Consider the following 17191-nt stretch of genomic DNA (forward strand, 5'->3'; position numbering starts at 1 on the left):
TCCAACGTATTATCATGTCTTTAATATCTGAAAAAATGATATCTAGTATTAATATATTTCAAAATTGATGATAACAAAATTATAGCATCATGAACAGGCTAGACAAAGAAAGAAGGAGCATTTATGAGAAAACACACCTGGATCGTACTCTCCGGAGGTGTAGCGGCCATGATGGTTGCCATGGGGATCGGACGGTTTGCTTTTACCCCGATTCTGCCCATTATGATGGATCATCATCTGTTTTCAACAACAGGTGCCGGCTATCTGGCTTCGAGCAATTATCTGGGCTATTTAATCGGCGCATTTATCTTGACGTTCATTCAGGTTAAGAACCGCTCGCTGCTATTGTTTGCAGGGTTATTCATTAGTATAGGGACTACCTGGTGCATGGGGGAATTCCACAGTCTGGATGCGTGGTTACTGCTTCGGTTCTGCTCGGGGCTGGCAAGCGCATCGGTGTTTGTTATCGTCACAAGCATCGTAACGGAGCGTTTGTCTGCCCTGCAGGCAGGGGTTTTCTACGGAGGGGTAGGAGCCGGGATCCTGCTGACGGGGATTACTGTCCCGCTGCTGGCCCACAGCAGTGAATGGATCGGAATCTGGAAGGGATTAGGCTTGATCAGTCTCGTCTTAGGCATGGCAGCCTGGTACTCATTAGGGGGGAGAAATACCGGAGCGGTAAAGGCAAACCCTTCGAATAATCCATCTCATTCCTCGTTCCGTCGGATTTTGGTCTGTTTGACGATTGCCTATGGCTTGGAAGGCTTGGGATACATCGTGACGGGAACCTACCTTGTAGCGTACGCTAAGAGCGTATCGAACATCCCGAACATGACATCGCTCAGTTGGATGCTTGTTGGAGCTGCAGCGATACCTTCTTGCATCATATGGTCGATGATTGCAGCACGGTGGGGGAAAAAGCGGACGTTGTCCCTTGCGATGGCCATCCAAGCCATTGGAATTGCCGTTCCGGTACTTATTCCGAATACGGCGGCCATATTTGCCGGCGCTATCTTGTTTGGGGCCACTTTTATGGGGATTACCATGCTTTTTGTTGCTTATGCAAAAGATCTGTTTCCTCAGAATAACCGGAAAATCATTGGCATGCTGACTACGTTTTTTGGCTTAGGGCAAATCATCGGCCCGCTTATTGCCGGCCGCTTGATCTCTGGCAACGGAAGCTATCTCTCGGCATTAATCGGAGCCGCGCTTATCGTCCTCGTGGGGGCATTAAGCTTGCCGATTGGGATCGGCCGTGCCGACCGGATTGCTGCTAATCCGTCGATATCCGATATTTCCCGATAAACACGAAATCTTCAAAGCCTAGAGCTTAACTGCGCTCTAGGCTTCTTTATTGTGCAGACCGGGCTGAATATTTTGAATCGCCGCATCCATACTATGGGAATGGGAATTCATTATGGTCATGATACCGTCCGGGAGGAGCCCTCATGAGGAGATTAAGAATCAGATCATCCGGTAAAACCTTCAATATTCTTAAATCCAAGAGCAGCATCCTCCAGGAAGATAACGATAAACCATTTGTTGCCGACATTGAGCAGAACGAGAGTTACATCAAAGAAACGTTTCAGAATTGTTATGACCTGGAATACAGAAGGATCAGAGCTCATCAGAACCTGCAATGGATTGTTGTATACATAGACAGCTTGATTGATAAATCCATGCTTGAAGAGCATGTATTAAAACCGTTGTTCAATCGCTCCACAGAGGATATTCCCGCAGATGTAGAAGAGTTAACCGGTCAATGGATTTCCGTTGGAATAACGATCAACTCCCATCAAATATCCGAAGTCGTCCGTAACCTCCTGCAAGGCTATGCGGCTATTCTAACGGCAGGCAGCAGCAGCGTCATCACGGTTGCGATTCCCGGAGTTGCAAAAAGAAGTTTGGAAGAGCCTTCCTCCGAGCCCGTTATCCGCGGATCGAAGGAGGGCTTTATCGAGCAGCTGTCAACCAACCTGGGGCTGGTCCGCGCGAGACTCAAAACCTCGAAATTAAAAACAGAAAGCATTACTCTAGGAGAGTTTTCAAATACGCAAATCGTCATGACTTACCTTGAGGGGATTGCCGACGAAACGGTGCTTGAGCAGGTAAGGAGCAGGTTGCGCTCCATACAAATAGATGGTGTTCTTGACTCGGGCTATATTGAGGAATTTATCGAGGATCAGCCCTATTCGCCATTTCCGCAGGTTAATAGCACGGAACGGCCGGACGTGGTTGCCGCTGAATTGCTGGAAGGCAAAGTAGCCGTTCTCGTAGACACGAGCCCATATGCCCTGATCGTTCCGATGACGTTCTGGACGGGGCTTCAAGCCAATGAGGATTATTATATCCGTTGGCCGATCGCTACGTTTATCCGGTGGATCAGGTTTCTTTTTATCCATTTTGCGATCTTTGCTCCTGCTCTGTATGTAGCGATTACGACCTTCCATCAGGAGATGATTCCCACGAATCTGGTGCTGAGCATTGCCGCTTCGAGGGAAGCTGTTCCTTTCCCCGCGATGATCGAAGCTTTAATGATGGAGGTTGTATTCGAGGCTTTGCTTGAAGCCGGCGTCCGGATGCCGAAACAAATCGGCCCAACAATCGGCATCGTAGGCGGTCTTGTTATTGGACAAGCAGCGGTGCAGGCCGGATTAATCTCTGCGCCGGTTGTCATTATCGTATCGCTTACGGGGATATCGACGTTTACAACCCCGCGATACAGCTTACGGAACGGGATCCGGCTGCTTCGATTTCCGATGCTGTTCATGGCGGGCACGCTAGGTTTATACGGCATTGTCTTGGGCTTTCTGGGTATTATGCTGCATGTGACCTCTCTCCGGTCCTTCGGCAAGCTTTATTTTTCCCCGGTCACGCCTATTGGGCTGGCCGCTTTCAAGGATGTTTTTATCCGGATTCCGATTCGGCTCAAATTTCGCTCGAAGTCCACTTCAAATCAAGAGGGTGGAGAATAGATGAGAACGCTGAAAGGTATTTTGCTTTTCATAGTTGTCTTTACCCTGAGCGGCTGCTGGGACCGGATGGAGATCAATGATATTGCCTTTGTAACGGGCACGGCCTTGGACGTGATGGAAGACGGCAGCTTGTTCTGCACCTTGCAGGTCGCAATACCCGGCTCGAAAGAAGGCGCCGGAGGAGGAGGGAAAGGAGAATCGGGCTCCTTTTATGTCATATCGGCTACGGGGAAAAGCGGTAACGAAATTCATAGGGCACTACAGAAAAAAAGCTCGCGCCAACTATTTTACTCCCATCGCAGCGTTGTGTTAATAAGCGAGCGATTGGCCAGACAAGGCATTCAGGATGCCTGCTTGATGTCTTTACCCATGATCCGAGAAATCGTTTGAAGACCTATGTGATGATCGTCAAAGGCGGAGAGGCGAGGCAGATTCTTGAATTGAACTATCCTTTAAAGCAGGTGCCGCTGGAGCTCGTAAACGAAATGCAAAGATCGGGGGATGATGTTGCCGTTACCCTGCGCGATTTCTTTATTGCGAATCAAAGCGAAGGGATCCAGCCCATCATTGGAGTATTGGAACTTGGAGATCACCTCGCCGATAAAAAGGAGCAGATCTTTAAGGCCGAAGGTACCGGCATCCTGAAGGATCTTAAGCTGGCTGGCATATTGGACGAGGAAGAAACCCTTTCTTTAATGTGGTTAATGAATGAATTCAAATTCGGCCGGATTACGGCCCAATTACCTCAGGACTACGGGGAGATTGGGGTTGTGCTGAACCATCCGACAAGCAAAATCATTACGCATACGGATCAAGACGCTGTCCGCTTCAACGTCACGCTGGAAGGGACGGGGACATTGGAAGAGAATAATTCCGCTCTGGATATAAGCGATCCAAACGAAATGGCAATTATAAAGCAAGCGATGGAAGACTCAGTCAAAAAGGAGGTTGAGCAGCTGTTATTTAAACTACAGAAGAAATATAAAGCGGATAGCGTGGGATTTGGCCAAGAATTATATAAGAACAATCCGGGTAAGTGGAAGGCAATTAAAAAGGAGTGGGATACACAGTTCCAGAACGCCAGCATAACCGTAGACGTCAATTTGACGGTTAATGGCGCCGGAATGGTTCATTCTACGCTTCAGCGTGAATAGGAGAATTATTCGATGATCTTGCAATTGATTATTTTTGTTCTAGTTGCGGTTGGCTGGACTCTGTATCAAATTCAACAAATAAAACAGCCGGGATCGGCTGTTTTATTTGTAAGTTTAATGGTTATCTGCGTGATTGCGGGATGCCTATGGATTGCAAATATACCGCTTCCTAGCTCAACAACCCCTATTAGATTCCTGTTCGAACCATTCGGAAGAATGATTATCCGGCAGCATTAATGCGCAGCTTTCCTAAAGCCTTTTCTGACCGTATCTATGGCAAGAAGGATAAGAGGCAAAACGAAATGCGTAAATAAGGCGTAACTGGGATACGTAAAGTTTAGATAGCTGCTGAGCTCTGTAGAGTAATTTTTAAACACGGTGACCGAACCAAGCACAGATAATATCGTTATGGGAATGACGATATCCCTGTAGTTTTTAGTGTTAAAAGTTTGGCTGATGCTAAGACATATCACAAATATGGTAATAGCGATTTTGATAAAACAGCTCATCACCCAGATGGCTACAGCCAAGGCTTCCAATCTCTCAAAGCTGCCTTTTATTCCGATATACTGGATGACGCTTAATACCGGAAATGCCAGCTTTTCCGTTAACGGGCCAAAGACCATAATGAGAGGCAGAAGTGTAATACATAGCAGCCCCGTGATAATGCTCAACGAAATAAGAGAAGCCTTGGCTGCTTTCTTCGGTTGATTCAAAAAGGGCAGAAGCCAACCTAATGTGAAAAATTGAGTGATGTAAGCAATGGGTAAGAAGCTCGCTTGAAAAACGGGGACAATTCCATTGCCGAGCACCGGACGCAGTCTCTCGGGATTGGATTCCGCCAGCATCAGGATAAGAAGGGGAATCAGCAATACGAGATTAAGCAAGGCAAGATATTCATTGCATCTTGCGATAGCTTCAATCCCCATATAGACCGCCATGCAGCAAAAGATCGCCAGTGTTAAACTGATTACGACAGAAGGAGTTCTCATAAGAAAAACCGTATTAATAAATTGGATATGCTGATTTAGGATGATGAAATCGAAATTAATCCAGACATAAATGAGATAACAGCTTAAAAGCTTCGCCGGCCATTTGCCAATGATTTGAGCGCTGTATTGGATAATGGTCATCCCCGGATAACGCTTCGACAAGGTGAGCATAACCCCTATATTTAACGCTCCAATCAAAATCGTGGGGAGAATCGTTATCCAAGCATCCTGTTTGGCCAGACTTGACATAAGGCCTGGAATAACAAGAATAACGGTAGGGGCTATAAAAGAAAACATTAATAGGCATAGTTGCGTTCCCGAGATTTTTTCTGCGGACTCCATTCGTTCACTCCTTCCTTACCCATTGGCTACAACCAAGTATTCCCATGAAAGCTTTGATAATACCGAAGATAGAAAGGAGCGATCCGTTTGATACATACCACCAAACGTGCTCTTAGGCGATTTTTACTGGAAAAGCAGCTTCTCCTCACGCCGCGAAGCAATAAGGATGTTGATCACGATCGGGTGCTGGACGTCATTCGCCGCTTGGAATGCTTGCAGATCGATCCGGTAGCTGCCGTCCGGGCGAATCAGCATTTGGTCATGTCCGCCCGATTGGCGGGCTATGAGCCTAGTCTTCTTAATGACCTATTAAGCGATTATAAGGTATTCGAATATTTTGCTAATGCAGCCTGCATCATTCCGATGGAGGATTACCCCTTATTCGAACCTACTCGGACAAGAATCCGCGAGCATACAGCTTCAGCCATTGAAGCCTTGCAGCCTGTTCCGGAGCAGGTAATGGACAAGCTTCGCCATGAAGGAGCTATGCCGGCCAGGGCTTTTGAATCGGATACCCGGGTACACGGTTATTGGGAGAATTCGAATGCGGCTGCCAAAACAAAAGCAACGTCGCATGCCATCAACCTATTAACCGATTCGGCGCATATCCGGATTGTCGGCAGGGAAGGCAATCAGAGATTATTTGATCTGACGAGCCGCAGCGTGCCGGCCGAGCTTCTTAAAGCTGCCGGAGAAATGGGGAGAGAAGAAGCGGAGCGGTCCATGCTATTCAAATATTTTCGCGCTTATCGAGTCTTTGAACCTTCCGATTCCCGCTTTGGCTGGTTAAGGTACAGTGCTGCTCAGCGTCGTGACGCGATCAAGCAATTTATCCAATCCGGCATCCTTGCAGAAGTTTCGGTGGAGGGTCTTAAGCATCCTTATTACGTGCTATCTTCCGATGCGGAACAGGTGCTGGCACACCATGATACGGCTGGCGAAGAACAAGATCAGGCTCTAGAACCGGAAGCATCGGAGATTACGTTCTTACCGCCGCTTGATAATTTGCTGTGGAGCCGAAAGCGGCTGGAGGACTTATTTCATTTCGAATACCGCTGGGAGATTTATACGCCCGCCGTTAAACGGAAGTATGGCTATTATGCGATGCCTATCCTTGCGGGGGACCGATTGATCGGCAGAATGGACCCTAGGCTCGACCGTAAAGAAAATGTGCTCAAGGTAGAGCTGCTGCATTTTGAGCCAGACGTTAAAGTATCTCCCGGGCTGCGCAAAAATGTGAAGAAGGCGTTAAAGGAGTTTGCAAAGGCTAACGGTGTAGTTAAGGTCGTATATCGTTAATGGCATTAATATAATGAGAGGCTATATATTCGGACACATTTTGTTGACATCTTCAAGACAACTTGGACGCAACTTCTAGACAATGCCGTAACAATTGGAAGTTACTCTTAAAGGTACAAACGTATATAGATTGGAGCCTCATAATGGACAAAACTAGAATACTCATCATCGAGGACGAGGAGGCAATTGCTGATCTGCTTGCTTATGGGCTAGGGCGTGAAGGCTTTGAGACTCGTATTGCCGGCACGGGCTCGGACGGGCTTCGGGAGCTTGAATTGTTCAAGCCTGACCTGTTGGTTCTAGATTGGATGCTGCCGGATAGAAGCGGTCTTGATATCTGCAAGCAGGTAACCGCTCAATATAACATTCCGATTCTTATGCTTACGGCCAGATCGGACATTACGGACAAAATCCTCGGACTCGAAGTAGGGGCAGACGATTATATTACGAAGCCTTTTGATCTTCGGGAAGTGGTTGTCAGGATTCGAACCATACTCCGCCGGCTCGCGCAGGCGCAAGCTCCAGTTAAGGAGGCAGCGCCATCGGTGATCGGGTTCCGGGACATCGTCGTTTCGAGAGCTGAGCGGCTTGTGACGAAGAAAGGCGAGGCCGTTGATTTAACGCCAAAAGAGTTTGATCTGCTGCTGGCGCTGCTTGGCGTGCGGGGCAGAATCTTCACGCGCGCCGAGCTGCTCGAGTCCGTGTGGGGGTATGATTTTCCCGGGGATATGCGGACTGTCGATACGCATATTCAACGGCTGCGCAAGAAGCTTGACGCGGCTGATCTGATTACAACGGTGTTTGGTATAGGCTACAAATTCGAGAAAAGGACGGAATGACCGTATGCTTATTATTCATACATTGCGGGCCAAGTTCGTCATCGGATTTTTCCTGATTTTTAGCCTTTCGTTCCTTTTGCTGAATGTCACTCTAAAAGAATATATCCGTAACAGCAACAAGAGTATTGTAACGTCGGATCTCATCGATCTTAAAAACAACGGCAATATTTATGTTACGCAAGCGTTTCTCATTAATCATTTTGCTAACAACGACTTATATTTCGGTCAAATGGCCGAGGAGATGGCTGGCGACCTTCACCGCGCCACTTCAAGCGATGTCAGTGCCTATACGGTAGACGGTATACTGCTGTATTCTACTGACTCAGCTAAATTTGCGGGTGGTTCCACCGATGATCTGAAGCTGGCGCTTCAAGGGAAGACGGCATATACCATTTCTTATAAAGGAAACGCCGGCTCCGTGCTCTATTCTTATCCAGTCGTTATTGATGGGGTAAAAGTAGGGATCCTTCGGTTTGCCAAAGACTTCTCTTCGCTTTATGAGCAGACCGGACGAATTCTTAACATCATCTTCTATCTCGCTCTTGCCATCTTTCTGGCGGCGTTTGTATTCTCCTACTTGTTGTCCCGGCATATCACGATTCCGCTCATCAAGCTGACTCATGCTTCTACGGAGGTTATAAGAGGTAATCGGAATGTCCGTCTCGCATTCAGGCGCAAGGACGAAATCGGGCGGCTGGCGGACAACTTCAACGACATGATTGAACGAATCGACAGCCAGATTGCGACCATTGGCCGGGACCGTGACAGACTGCAGTCGCTTATCGAGCAGGAGAAGCGCTTCTTCGATAACGTCACGCACGAGCTGAAGACGCCGCTCACGTCCATTCTCGGATACGCGGAGATCATCCGTGAGAACGGAGAGTCCGACCATACATTTTTTCAAAAAGGAATGACTCATATCGTAGACGAAAGCCGGCGGCTTCATGGCATGGTGCTGAACCTGCTTGAAGTGTCCCGGAGAAACGCCGTCAGGGCAGAAGCGGAGCCGGTCGATACAGGAGTGTTGCTTCGCGATCTATGCGATGCCATGACGATTCGCGCCAAACGTTATAAGAAGAGTATCTTCTTGGAAGCGGAGAGCGAGCTTGTTGTTCTAGGAGAAGCGGACAGACTGCGGCAATTGTTTATCAATTTGCTTGATAATGCGATTAAATACAGCGCGCCGCTGGCGAAGATTCTGGTTACCGGAGAGAAAGACCCGAAGGGAGAGACACTCCGCTTCACGATCAGTAATCCAGGAGAGTCGTTGTCGGTTGATCAGGTAGCCAGCGTATTCGAGCCCTTTTATTCCGGCGACAGGACATTTAAGGAAGAAGGAAGCGTGGGCTTAGGCCTAAGCATCGTAAAATCCATTGTTGATGACCATAGCGGAACCATTCGGATGGAGAGCTGCGAAGGACGGACAACCGTATATGTTGAGCTTCCCGCCGCTGGCAGTAAGGGAGGCGGGGATTAATGCATAGCAAGAATAAACGGATCACACATCTTCTTCTTTTCTTGGTTTTGATGGCGCTGATCATTATAGCTTCCGGCTGCATGGGAAATCCCCGTTCAGAGACGATCGTTATTCCGGAGTCGGAAGGCGGGCAGCCGGCGGTTGGAGCAAGTGTCGGCAAGGTGTTCCAGGTGAAGACGATTTTCCCCCTGGAGGAATGGTCTGACAAGTTTGAGGTTCTTGGTTGGACCAACGAAGAGAATCTCGTCGGTTATTATAGGGGGAGTCTTCCTTCCGGTTCTACGTATGACGGCCTGCAATTGATCGCAGCGCCATATGATCGGCTTAAACAGCTTACAGCAAGCTTGAATGCCGGAAAGGATCTGTTTAGCCTATCGCCGGACGGCAAGCTGCTAGCTGGGCTCTCAGAGTCCGGGGATGGCTATTCGTTGATTCTGTTATCCGTAGACGGAAGGACAAGCAAGTCTATTTCCGAGCCTATGGAAAAGCAGCGGCGGCTGCTTTCCCAAACTCTGCAATGGTCAGGCAATAGCCGATATCTCTCGTACCTTGTACTGGGAGACGACAGTGATCCGTTGAGCCTTGTTGAATATGACATCCAGCAGGGTACCTCTAAGCAGCTGCCTTTGCAGGGCATCTCCGATATAAAGAATATCGTGTCTGCCGAGTTGTCCGAAGACGGCAATCGTTTATTAATCGATAATGGCAGGCTGGTCACGATGGCCAGCCTGAACGAAGACGGCCGATTCGTCGTGCAATACGACCATCCTTCCGGTGCGAACGGCAGTACTTGGGTGGATGCCAACCGTTTTATATTCCTGGGTGCCGACGGCACCTTATTCCAGTACGACAATCGAAACGGAGAGTTATCTGTATTGCTGGAGAAGATCGTCAGCTACAGTCTGTCGCCGGACCGAGAGACGATCGCTTATACGCAAAGCGAAGGCGATATCATCTATGTAGGCAAGCTGCAAGGCAACAACCTTTTGTCCCAAACGGCTGTCTATCAAGGTTTTGTACCTTCCCTCATGAATTGGAGCTTAAGCCGTGGCAAGCTTCTGGTTGTTGGCAGCAAGCCATTCGCCCGAGCGGCGGCGGAAGCGAGTGCGCCGGCTCCCGAATCCGAGCGGGAGGGCCTGCAAGACTTGCATGCTTTTATTATCGAATTCGAGGACAAGTAAAACGGCATATAGTTGCACGCTTATGCGGCAGGTTGGACGAGAACTCGTCTAGCCTGCCGTATTTTTTTTGAAAGTCGGAGACATTTTGTACGCAAAATGATGAAGGCTTGGAGACATCTGTTTAATATACTTGGATCAAATGTCCGGCAGGACGGACTACGAAGTAAAAAAGGAGAATTTCGCATGAGAAAATATACACCCGGCATCATGGCAAGCTAAACGGAGGAGTCCGGAGTATTTACTCTGAGAGATGGTGGATCCCGGCGGGCATAAGGCCCGTTTCGACTCCGCATCCTTTATGGCCTTATGAAGCAGGTGAAGCTTTTGTTTGACGAGAATATCGTCTCCACGAATGGGCGTGTGGTGAACGCATACTTTCACAGTGCACAAATTAATATTTCACGGGACAGAAAACAGCCGAAGCTGTTGCGAATCTTATTCAGAACAAAGCGATGACTTACCTTAACGAATAACTCCATATGAAAAGGAATGAAAGAGATGAAAAAGATGGGACTTATTATACTTACCGTTTCGTTAATCGTGCTCGTTATGGCGGCTTGCAGCAATAACAGAAGCATGGAAGCAGACGATGAGGCGACTCAAGAGCCAGGCAAGACTACTATTCCGTCCGGAACAACGGCAAGTACAAATCCGGATGGAGATGCATCCGGCGGAGATCAGAAATTGATTACGTTCTCGGTTTTCTGGCCGAACGAGCAATATGAACAGGCTGTTAAATCATACGAAGCGGCTCATCCGAATATCAAGATCAAGCTGCAGTATGGATTAAGCGAACCTTACAGCGACGAAGGGGGAGGAGAGCAAACGGACGCCGACATTGAAAAGTTCACGACAACAACCAATGCGGCGATGCTGGCCGGCAAGGGCCCGGATCTGGTTGATCTCCGTTATTTGGCTGCTGACGATTACGAGAGGCATCACTTGCTCGAGGACTTATCGGCAAAAATGGAAGAGGACCATGCGTTTCGCAAGACGGATTATTTCACGAATGTATTAAGTAACGGACAAGCAGGGAAGAGTTTGTACAGTCTTCCGCTATCCTTCAGCTTAAGCGGAATGGTTGGAGATCGCAGCGCAATTGCCGCAACCGGCGTAAAGTTCGACGACAAATCCTGGACTTGGGATGATTTCATGGCTGTGGGCAAGGAGCTGGTTAACGCGAACGGAAAATATAAGGCGGCTATTGTCAGCGGGGAAGGTCTTCTGGTTGGCGGGACCGATTATTTCGTGCGCAGCCTGGTTGCGGATAACTACGGCAGATTTGTTGATGAGACTAACCGCAAGGCAAGCTTTGATACACCGGATTTCATCGGTCTATTGAAACAAATGAAAAGCATGTTTGACGATGGAATCGTCAGCACGTCGGATAGGGGATATTTTACGAATGTCAGCATCTTGTCTCCGGAAGATTATTTAACAACATTAAATGTATTCGGTAAAGATACGGCATTTTACATCAAACCTCATGCCGGTCAAGAGGCGGCGGGCACTTCCTATGAAACAAGGTCCGATATTGGAATAAACGCAAATTCCAAAGCGAAGGATGCAGCCTGGGATTTCCTGAAATACTTGATGGACCACACGACCATAGGCCTTCCCATCAATAAGGAACGCTTCGCTGACGCGTTACAAGTTCTGAAGAAGCAAGGAACGATTACTCCGCCAACCGTTGGTTCGCAGCATAGCGAATCCTTTAAGGTGGACGAGGCACAACTAGACCGGCTTGAAAGCTTTGCAGACGCCGCTTCCCGCAAGAAGAATACGTCCGGAAAGGTGCTGGATATCGTATCCGCCAATACGGCTGCCTTCTTCGCGGGTCAGAAATCCGCGAACGACGTAGCGAAGCTGATTCAAAACAAAGCAATGACGGTCCTAAATGAATAGCAGAGGATTAAAGAGATGGAGAGGGGAAGGCATGGTGGCTATGCTTTTCCTTGGGCCAAGCTTAGTCGGATTTTCCGTGTTCTACCTTATTCCGTTTCTGCTAGGGATCTATGAGTCCTTTACTGACGGTGCGCTTGGTGGTCATCTAGTAGGCTTTAGCAATTATTCGGCACTTCTGCATAGCGCTTCTTTCCGCAAGGCAGCCGGCAATACGATGCTGTTTACCGCGGTTGGTGTACCGCTGCTGATCATGCTGTCCTTAACGCTTGCGCTCCTTCTTAATAGGCGGATATTCCTGCGCAGCACTTTGCGTACGTCGTTTATGCTCCCGCTTGTTGTGCCGGTAGCGTCCGTCGTGACGGTCTGGCAAATCTTTTTCGACTGGAACGGAACCTTGAATGCATGGGTGCACGCCTGCGGAATGGACCGGATCGATTGGATGCAGTCGAATTGGTCCATGAGTATCGTTATCGTGATGTATGTATGGAAGAACATCGGCTACGATATGATCCTATTGCTGGCCGGACTGCAATCCATACCGAAGGATTATTACGAGACCGCATCGCTTGAAGGCGCCGGCCGTTTCCATCAATTTCGCCATATTACGCTTGTTTATTTGACGCCAACCTTATTCTTTGTGCTGCTCATCTCGATCATTAACTCGTTCAAAGTATTTCGGGAGACGTATTTGCTGGCAGGAGATTATCCGTATGACCGGTTATATATGCTGCAGCATTACATGAATAACATGTTTTTCGAGCTGGATGTCCAAAAGCTGACGGCTGCCGCGACAATGATGGTCGCCTGCATCGTGCTCTTGACCTCGGGACTGCTTCGCGCTGAACGCCGGTTCAGGGAGCAAACGGAGTAGAGGAAGGGGAAGCAATGAATATTAGAGTATCCGGGCTTGTATTAACGGCGATTCTTGCCGTATTTGCAGCTGTCATGCTGTTCCCGATTGGGCTTACGCTTGTAAGCTCCTTGATGACGGAAGCGGAACTTAACCAAAATTACGATTTAATCGGACAAATGGTGGATACGGCCAGAGGCGGCAAAGATGCTTTCGTTAATCTGAAGCTGCTGCCAGATTGGCTGTCGTTTGAACAATACGCGAAGGTATTGATCCTGAGCCCGAAGTTTCTTAGTATGTTCTGGAATTCAGCCGGGCTGGTAGGGCCAATTGCGATTGGTCAGATATTCGTTGGCTCGCTGGCGGCATACGCTTTCGCTAAACTCCGGTTTCCGGGAAGGGATAAGCTGTTTCTCGTCTATTTGATGACGATGCTTATGCCTTTCCAGGTTACTCTGGTCCCGAATTATCTTGTTATCGATAAGCTGGGGCTAATGAACAACCCTTCGGCAATTGTATTGCCTGGCATATTCGGGGCGTTTGGAGTGTTTATGATGCGGCAATTTATGGCCCATATTCCTTATGCGCTTTCGGAAGCTGCCAAAGTCGATGGAGCAGGTCCGTTTACTATTTTCTGGCGGGTTATCCTTCCTCTGGCCAAACCGGGTCTTGCCGCGCTTGCGGTATTGCTGTTTGTCGACTACTGGAACATGATTGAGCAGCCGCTTATTTTCTTGCAGGATGCTGCCAAGCAGCCTTTATCGCTCTATTTGGCGCAAATCAACCAATCGGAACGCGGGGCCGGGTTTGCCGCTTCCGCGTTGTACATGGCCCCGATGGTGCTCTTGTTCCTGTACGCGGAGTCTTATTTCGTGGCAGGGATTCAACACTCGGGCATAAAAGGATAATCTCAGGAGTGAATGCAATGGATGAAAGAAAGCCCGGTTCCGGTAAACGCAAGCTGCGACTGCTGGCCAGTCTATTCCTGATTCTGCTCGCGGTATGTACCCTTGCGGGAAATACGATACGGAACATGTCTTTGCAGAAGGTCTATACGCAAACCGCATCAAAAGGATCGGTCACGCACGAATTCGAAGGCAATGCAACTGTTCTGCCCGAACAAACGCAAGACCTGACGAATCCGGCAGGCTGGAAGGTGATGAAGGTGCTTGTTAAACAAGGCGATAAAGTTGCCAAAGGCCAGAAGTTGATCGAGTATGACGGCAGCGAAGCGATGCTGCAGCTCGAGGATATGAAGACAAGTCTCAAAAAACAGCAGCTATCCATGAATCAACTGCATACGGATTACATTACAGCGGTAACCCAAGGAGACGAGAGCACACTCTCTGCCGCAATGGTTGCGCTTGAATCCGCCGAGCTCGACATTGCCTCGCAGGAGAATCATATTCAGCGCCTTCAAAAGAACATTGCGGACAGCCAATCGATCTCCGCGCCTTTTGCGGGTATCGTAACCGAGGTTAATGCACTGGCTGGTTCAGGTCCCGGCGGAGGTCCGGACGTTACGCTAGCCAATGCTTCCAAAGGCTTCAAGATCCAGCTGCAGGTTCCGGGAGATATATCCCGTCTGCTGGAAATCGGAGAAGCCTTGAATCAAATTACGTTAACGGGCAAGGACAGTGGACAGCTTTCAGGTACAATAATGACAATCGATAATAATATGAATGGCACAGTGGACAATACGTTAGACAGCGGTACATCTCACTCAAACGATACTCACTTTATCCCAAGCAGCGTAACGGTTCTGCTCAAGGACAATAAGCTGATTGGCGGCGAACGGGTACAGGTGAAGATTGTGAAGAGTAACAGCGAGGCTATCCTTACGCTGCCGAACGAAGCCGTGCATCAGGATGAACGCGGAGCCTATGTATTTACGGTAGAAAGCAAGGAAGGACCACTCGGAAATGCCTATTATGCCGTGAAGACTCCCGTTAAGGTAACTGACACCAATGCATATGTGACGGCTGTTACGGAAGGGCTGTTCGAGGAACAGGAGGTCATCGTGAGCAGTACGGGTTACCTCATAGACGGGGTGCGCGTTAGAAAGTAACAGGAAAAAAGCCGCGGTTTCCGCGGCTTTTTCCTGTTACTTCATCAAAGTTATAAATCAAGTCCAATCATGGATTGTGCAATAGTAGGGGTATCCGTAATCAGGCCGTCCACCTGAAATTTAAGCATTTCCTTCAAGTTGTGACGACCGTTCACCGTCCACACCCATACCTCTCGTCCGGAAGCATGCGCTCGGTCGACGAGCTGCTTCGTTACCATAACCTGTTCAACCGTATAGAAATCAACGTCTAACGAGGAGAGATTACCAACGGCGAAATACATGATTTGCCCAATCCGGATATCCGGGGACAGCTCTCGAATTTGCCGCAGCATGGTGCTGTCAAACGACTGGATATACACGTCTTTTTCCATTTCATTGGCATGGATCAGCCGAATAACTTCCCGCACGAGCGGTTCGCTTGCCCCATGGGGTTTCAAATCAAGCAGCAGCTTGATCCGTCCCTTTGCCTCCGTCAATACCTGCTCAAGCGTAGCAACAGGGATAGGAACACCTTCTGCATCCTGACCGATGGACAGCTTGCTTATTTCCTCGTAAGTTAGTTCATTAACGGATTTGTTTACACCGGCCATCCGGTTGAGAGTAGCGTCATGATTTAATACGGCGATGTTGTCTTTGGTCAACTGAATGTCGATTTCTACCGATTGAATGCCCTTATTAATGGCGCTTTGAATGCCAGGCAGCGAATTTTCGGGAGCACTCTCCGTGTCGCCGCGATGTGCGGAGATAAGGACGCTCCATTTAGCGTAGACCAGATGACTGCTCGCTTTTAGGCCAACGAATAAGGCAAGGCTTACATAAACAACGGCTAATAATGCGAATAATGTCCGTTTGTGAGCGAAACGCTTCATCATACTGGACAGAGCATCTTCAAATCGTCCGAGAGTGCTGCGATACAGCTTCAAATTATCCTGTAAATACTGCCCATTTTCCCGTTTGAGCACGTAGAATAACCGGGTCAGCACGATTATGTTGAGAGGCATGATCGCCAGCGTCAGCATGTACGTAAAAATGGTGGACAGCGTCAAGGAATAATGATCGGAGAACGCCTTCAGCACATTGTGATTAAGCCAATGAGGCAGGAAGGAAACCGACGAAAGCGTCGCAAAGCCTGTACCAATAACAAGCGCATTTATTAAAAATAAAGAGGTGAGCACCTTGAAATGCTTGCCTCTTGTCAGATCGAGACTGCTCCGGATAGCGCGGCTGATGGTATGCCCTTCAAGGACGATATAATGCAGCACGAAAACCCATCGAAGCACCAAATAGACGGCTGCAACCAAGATAAGCAAGTAGACAACGGACATCGCGACGGACAGGTTCATGACGCTGCGCTCCAGTACAATCGGAAGATTAAACAGCGCGTAGAATGATTCCGACATCGGCGAGTCGACGAACGGGATCAGCACGAGCAGCAAGACAAGCAGCTGTACGGTACCAAAGCCTAATAGGCTTGGCGTCTGCCGAAGCGCGGTAAACAGGGCGTCCATGATGGCGATCCGTTTGCCGAAATAGCGTTGTTGAACCAGGATAATAAGAACGCACAGCTCGATAAATATCGCAAAAGAAGCGACAAGCGCAATGACGGTAAGTCCAACCATACTCTGCCAGCTTAAGCCGAGCTGAACGATATCATCGTTCATAAGCGAACCGGACCCAATAACGGTCAGGATACGGCTGAAAATTAACGTAATAATGGGGATAATGATAACGCTGGTTACCAGCATAAATAAATATTCAAATAATAATAGCTGCGGATACGCTGCGCGGAAGTCGCGAATGCTTCTACTGAGCAGCTTGAACATGAGAGTCATCCTTTCTTGGCGGTTCATCATAGTTGGGGTAGCTGCATTAACTTACCATACCGTAACAACAGTGACAATACCAGACTAGCTTAAGGGGTATTATTGACAGAGGTAAATATATCCAATATAATTCGAATAACTTGAATATTCAGATTAATGGCAACGAAGAGAAGAGTACCATCGTGATGTCTTGTACAGAGAGCCCCGGTTTGCTGAGAAGGGGTAAAGAATAAGGATGGGAACATGGCCTCTGAGCTGCGCACCGAACCCCAAGTGGTTGTAGACT

At 48.5% G+C, this 17191-nt stretch carries 15 protein-coding genes and 1 other annotated feature (1 of these 16 only partly in view); of the genes, 13 read left to right on the forward strand and 2 right to left on the reverse strand.

Annotated features, from left to right (window positions below; all coding sequences use genetic code 11):
- Nucleotides 1–123 precede the first annotated feature (123 nt).
- The 5 genes from PJDR2_RS15785 to PJDR2_RS15805 all read left to right on the forward strand — a co-directional run bounded on the left by PJDR2_RS15785 (nt 124) and on the right by PJDR2_RS15805 (nt 4366).
- On the forward strand, nt 124–1305 hold the full coding sequence (locus tag PJDR2_RS15785; protein WP_015844711.1) for a YbfB/YjiJ family MFS transporter: 1182 nt from the start codon (nt 124–126) through the stop codon (nt 1303–1305).
- A gap of 143 nt (nt 1306–1448) precedes the next feature.
- Nucleotides 1449–2975, forward strand: a complete 1527-nt coding sequence (locus PJDR2_RS15790) for a spore germination protein (RefSeq protein ID WP_015844712.1) — start codon at nt 1449–1451, stop codon at nt 2973–2975.
- Nucleotides 2976–3365 (forward strand): hypothetical protein, encoded by a 390-nt coding sequence (locus tag PJDR2_RS15795; protein ID WP_041613469.1) that lies wholly within the window; start codon nt 2976–2978, stop codon nt 3363–3365.
- Between the two features lie 11 nt (nt 3366–3376).
- Complete coding sequence (locus PJDR2_RS15800) at nt 3377–4129, forward strand: Ger(x)C family spore germination protein (RefSeq protein ID WP_041613470.1); 753 nt, start codon at nt 3377–3379, stop codon at nt 4127–4129.
- 12 nt (nt 4130–4141) lie between these two features.
- Entirely contained in the window at nt 4142–4366 is a 225-nt protein-coding gene (locus tag PJDR2_RS15805; RefSeq protein ID WP_015844713.1) for a hypothetical protein, read from the forward strand.
- Here the strand turns inward: PJDR2_RS15805 and PJDR2_RS15810 are convergent.
- The gene (locus PJDR2_RS15810; protein ID WP_015844714.1) at nt 4363–5463 is read right to left on the reverse strand and encodes a GerAB/ArcD/ProY family transporter; all 1101 of its coding nucleotides are present in this window, start codon (nt 5461–5463) and stop codon (nt 4363–4365) included. The two genes, PJDR2_RS15805 and PJDR2_RS15810, sit on opposite strands and share 4 nt — an antisense overlap.
- An 87-nt stretch (nt 5464–5550) precedes the next feature.
- Here PJDR2_RS15810 and PJDR2_RS15815 point away from each other — a divergent pair, with 87 nt between their 5' ends.
- The 8 genes from PJDR2_RS15815 (at nt 5551) to PJDR2_RS15850 (ending at nt 15082) form a co-directional block, all read left to right on the forward strand.
- Entirely contained in the window at nt 5551–6762 is a 1212-nt protein-coding gene (locus tag PJDR2_RS15815; protein ID WP_015844715.1) for a winged helix-turn-helix domain-containing protein, read from the forward strand.
- A gap of 143 nt (nt 6763–6905) precedes the next feature.
- The gene (locus PJDR2_RS15820; RefSeq protein ID WP_015844716.1) at nt 6906–7601 is read left to right on the forward strand and encodes a response regulator transcription factor; all 696 of its coding nucleotides are present in this window, start codon (nt 6906–6908) and stop codon (nt 7599–7601) included.
- Nucleotides 7602–7611: 10 nt separating this feature from the next.
- Nucleotides 7612–9078 (forward strand): sensor histidine kinase, encoded by a 1467-nt coding sequence (locus PJDR2_RS15825; RefSeq protein WP_041614331.1) that lies wholly within the window; start codon nt 7612–7614, stop codon nt 9076–9078.
- Entirely contained in the window at nt 9078–10259 is a 1182-nt protein-coding gene (locus PJDR2_RS15830) for a hypothetical protein (protein WP_015844718.1), read from the forward strand. Before PJDR2_RS15825 ends, PJDR2_RS15830 begins: the two co-directional genes overlap by 1 nt.
- Nucleotides 10260–10766: 507 nt before the next feature.
- Nucleotides 10767–12164 (forward strand): ABC transporter substrate-binding protein, encoded by a 1398-nt coding sequence (locus PJDR2_RS15835; protein ID WP_041613471.1) that lies wholly within the window; start codon nt 10767–10769, stop codon nt 12162–12164.
- Nucleotides 12165–12195: 31 nt separating this feature from the next.
- Nucleotides 12196–13035 carry a carbohydrate ABC transporter permease gene (locus PJDR2_RS15840; protein ID WP_015844720.1) on the forward strand — a complete coding sequence of 280 codons (840 nt, stop codon included), beginning with the start codon at nt 12196–12198 and terminating at the stop codon, nt 13033–13035.
- Between the two features lie 14 nt (nt 13036–13049).
- On the forward strand, nt 13050–13922 hold the full coding sequence (locus PJDR2_RS15845; protein ID WP_015844721.1) for a carbohydrate ABC transporter permease: 873 nt from the start codon (nt 13050–13052) through the stop codon (nt 13920–13922).
- Between the two features lie 17 nt (nt 13923–13939).
- Complete coding sequence (locus PJDR2_RS15850) at nt 13940–15082, forward strand: efflux RND transporter periplasmic adaptor subunit (RefSeq protein WP_015844722.1); 1143 nt, start codon at nt 13940–13942, stop codon at nt 15080–15082.
- 50 nt (nt 15083–15132) lie between these two features.
- Here PJDR2_RS15850 and PJDR2_RS15855 read toward each other — a convergent pair whose 3' ends face one another.
- Entirely contained in the window at nt 15133–16905 is a 1773-nt protein-coding gene (locus tag PJDR2_RS15855) for a glycerophosphodiester phosphodiesterase (RefSeq protein WP_041613473.1), read from the reverse strand.
- Between the two features lie 153 nt (nt 16906–17058).
- Nucleotides 17059–17191: a binding site (T-box leader), on the forward strand (it continues 127 nt past the right edge of the window).

It is taken from the genome of Paenibacillus sp. JDR-2 (genome assembly GCF_000023585.1).
In the GTDB taxonomy this organism is placed as follows: Bacteria; Bacillota; Bacilli; order Paenibacillales; family Paenibacillaceae; genus Pristimantibacillus.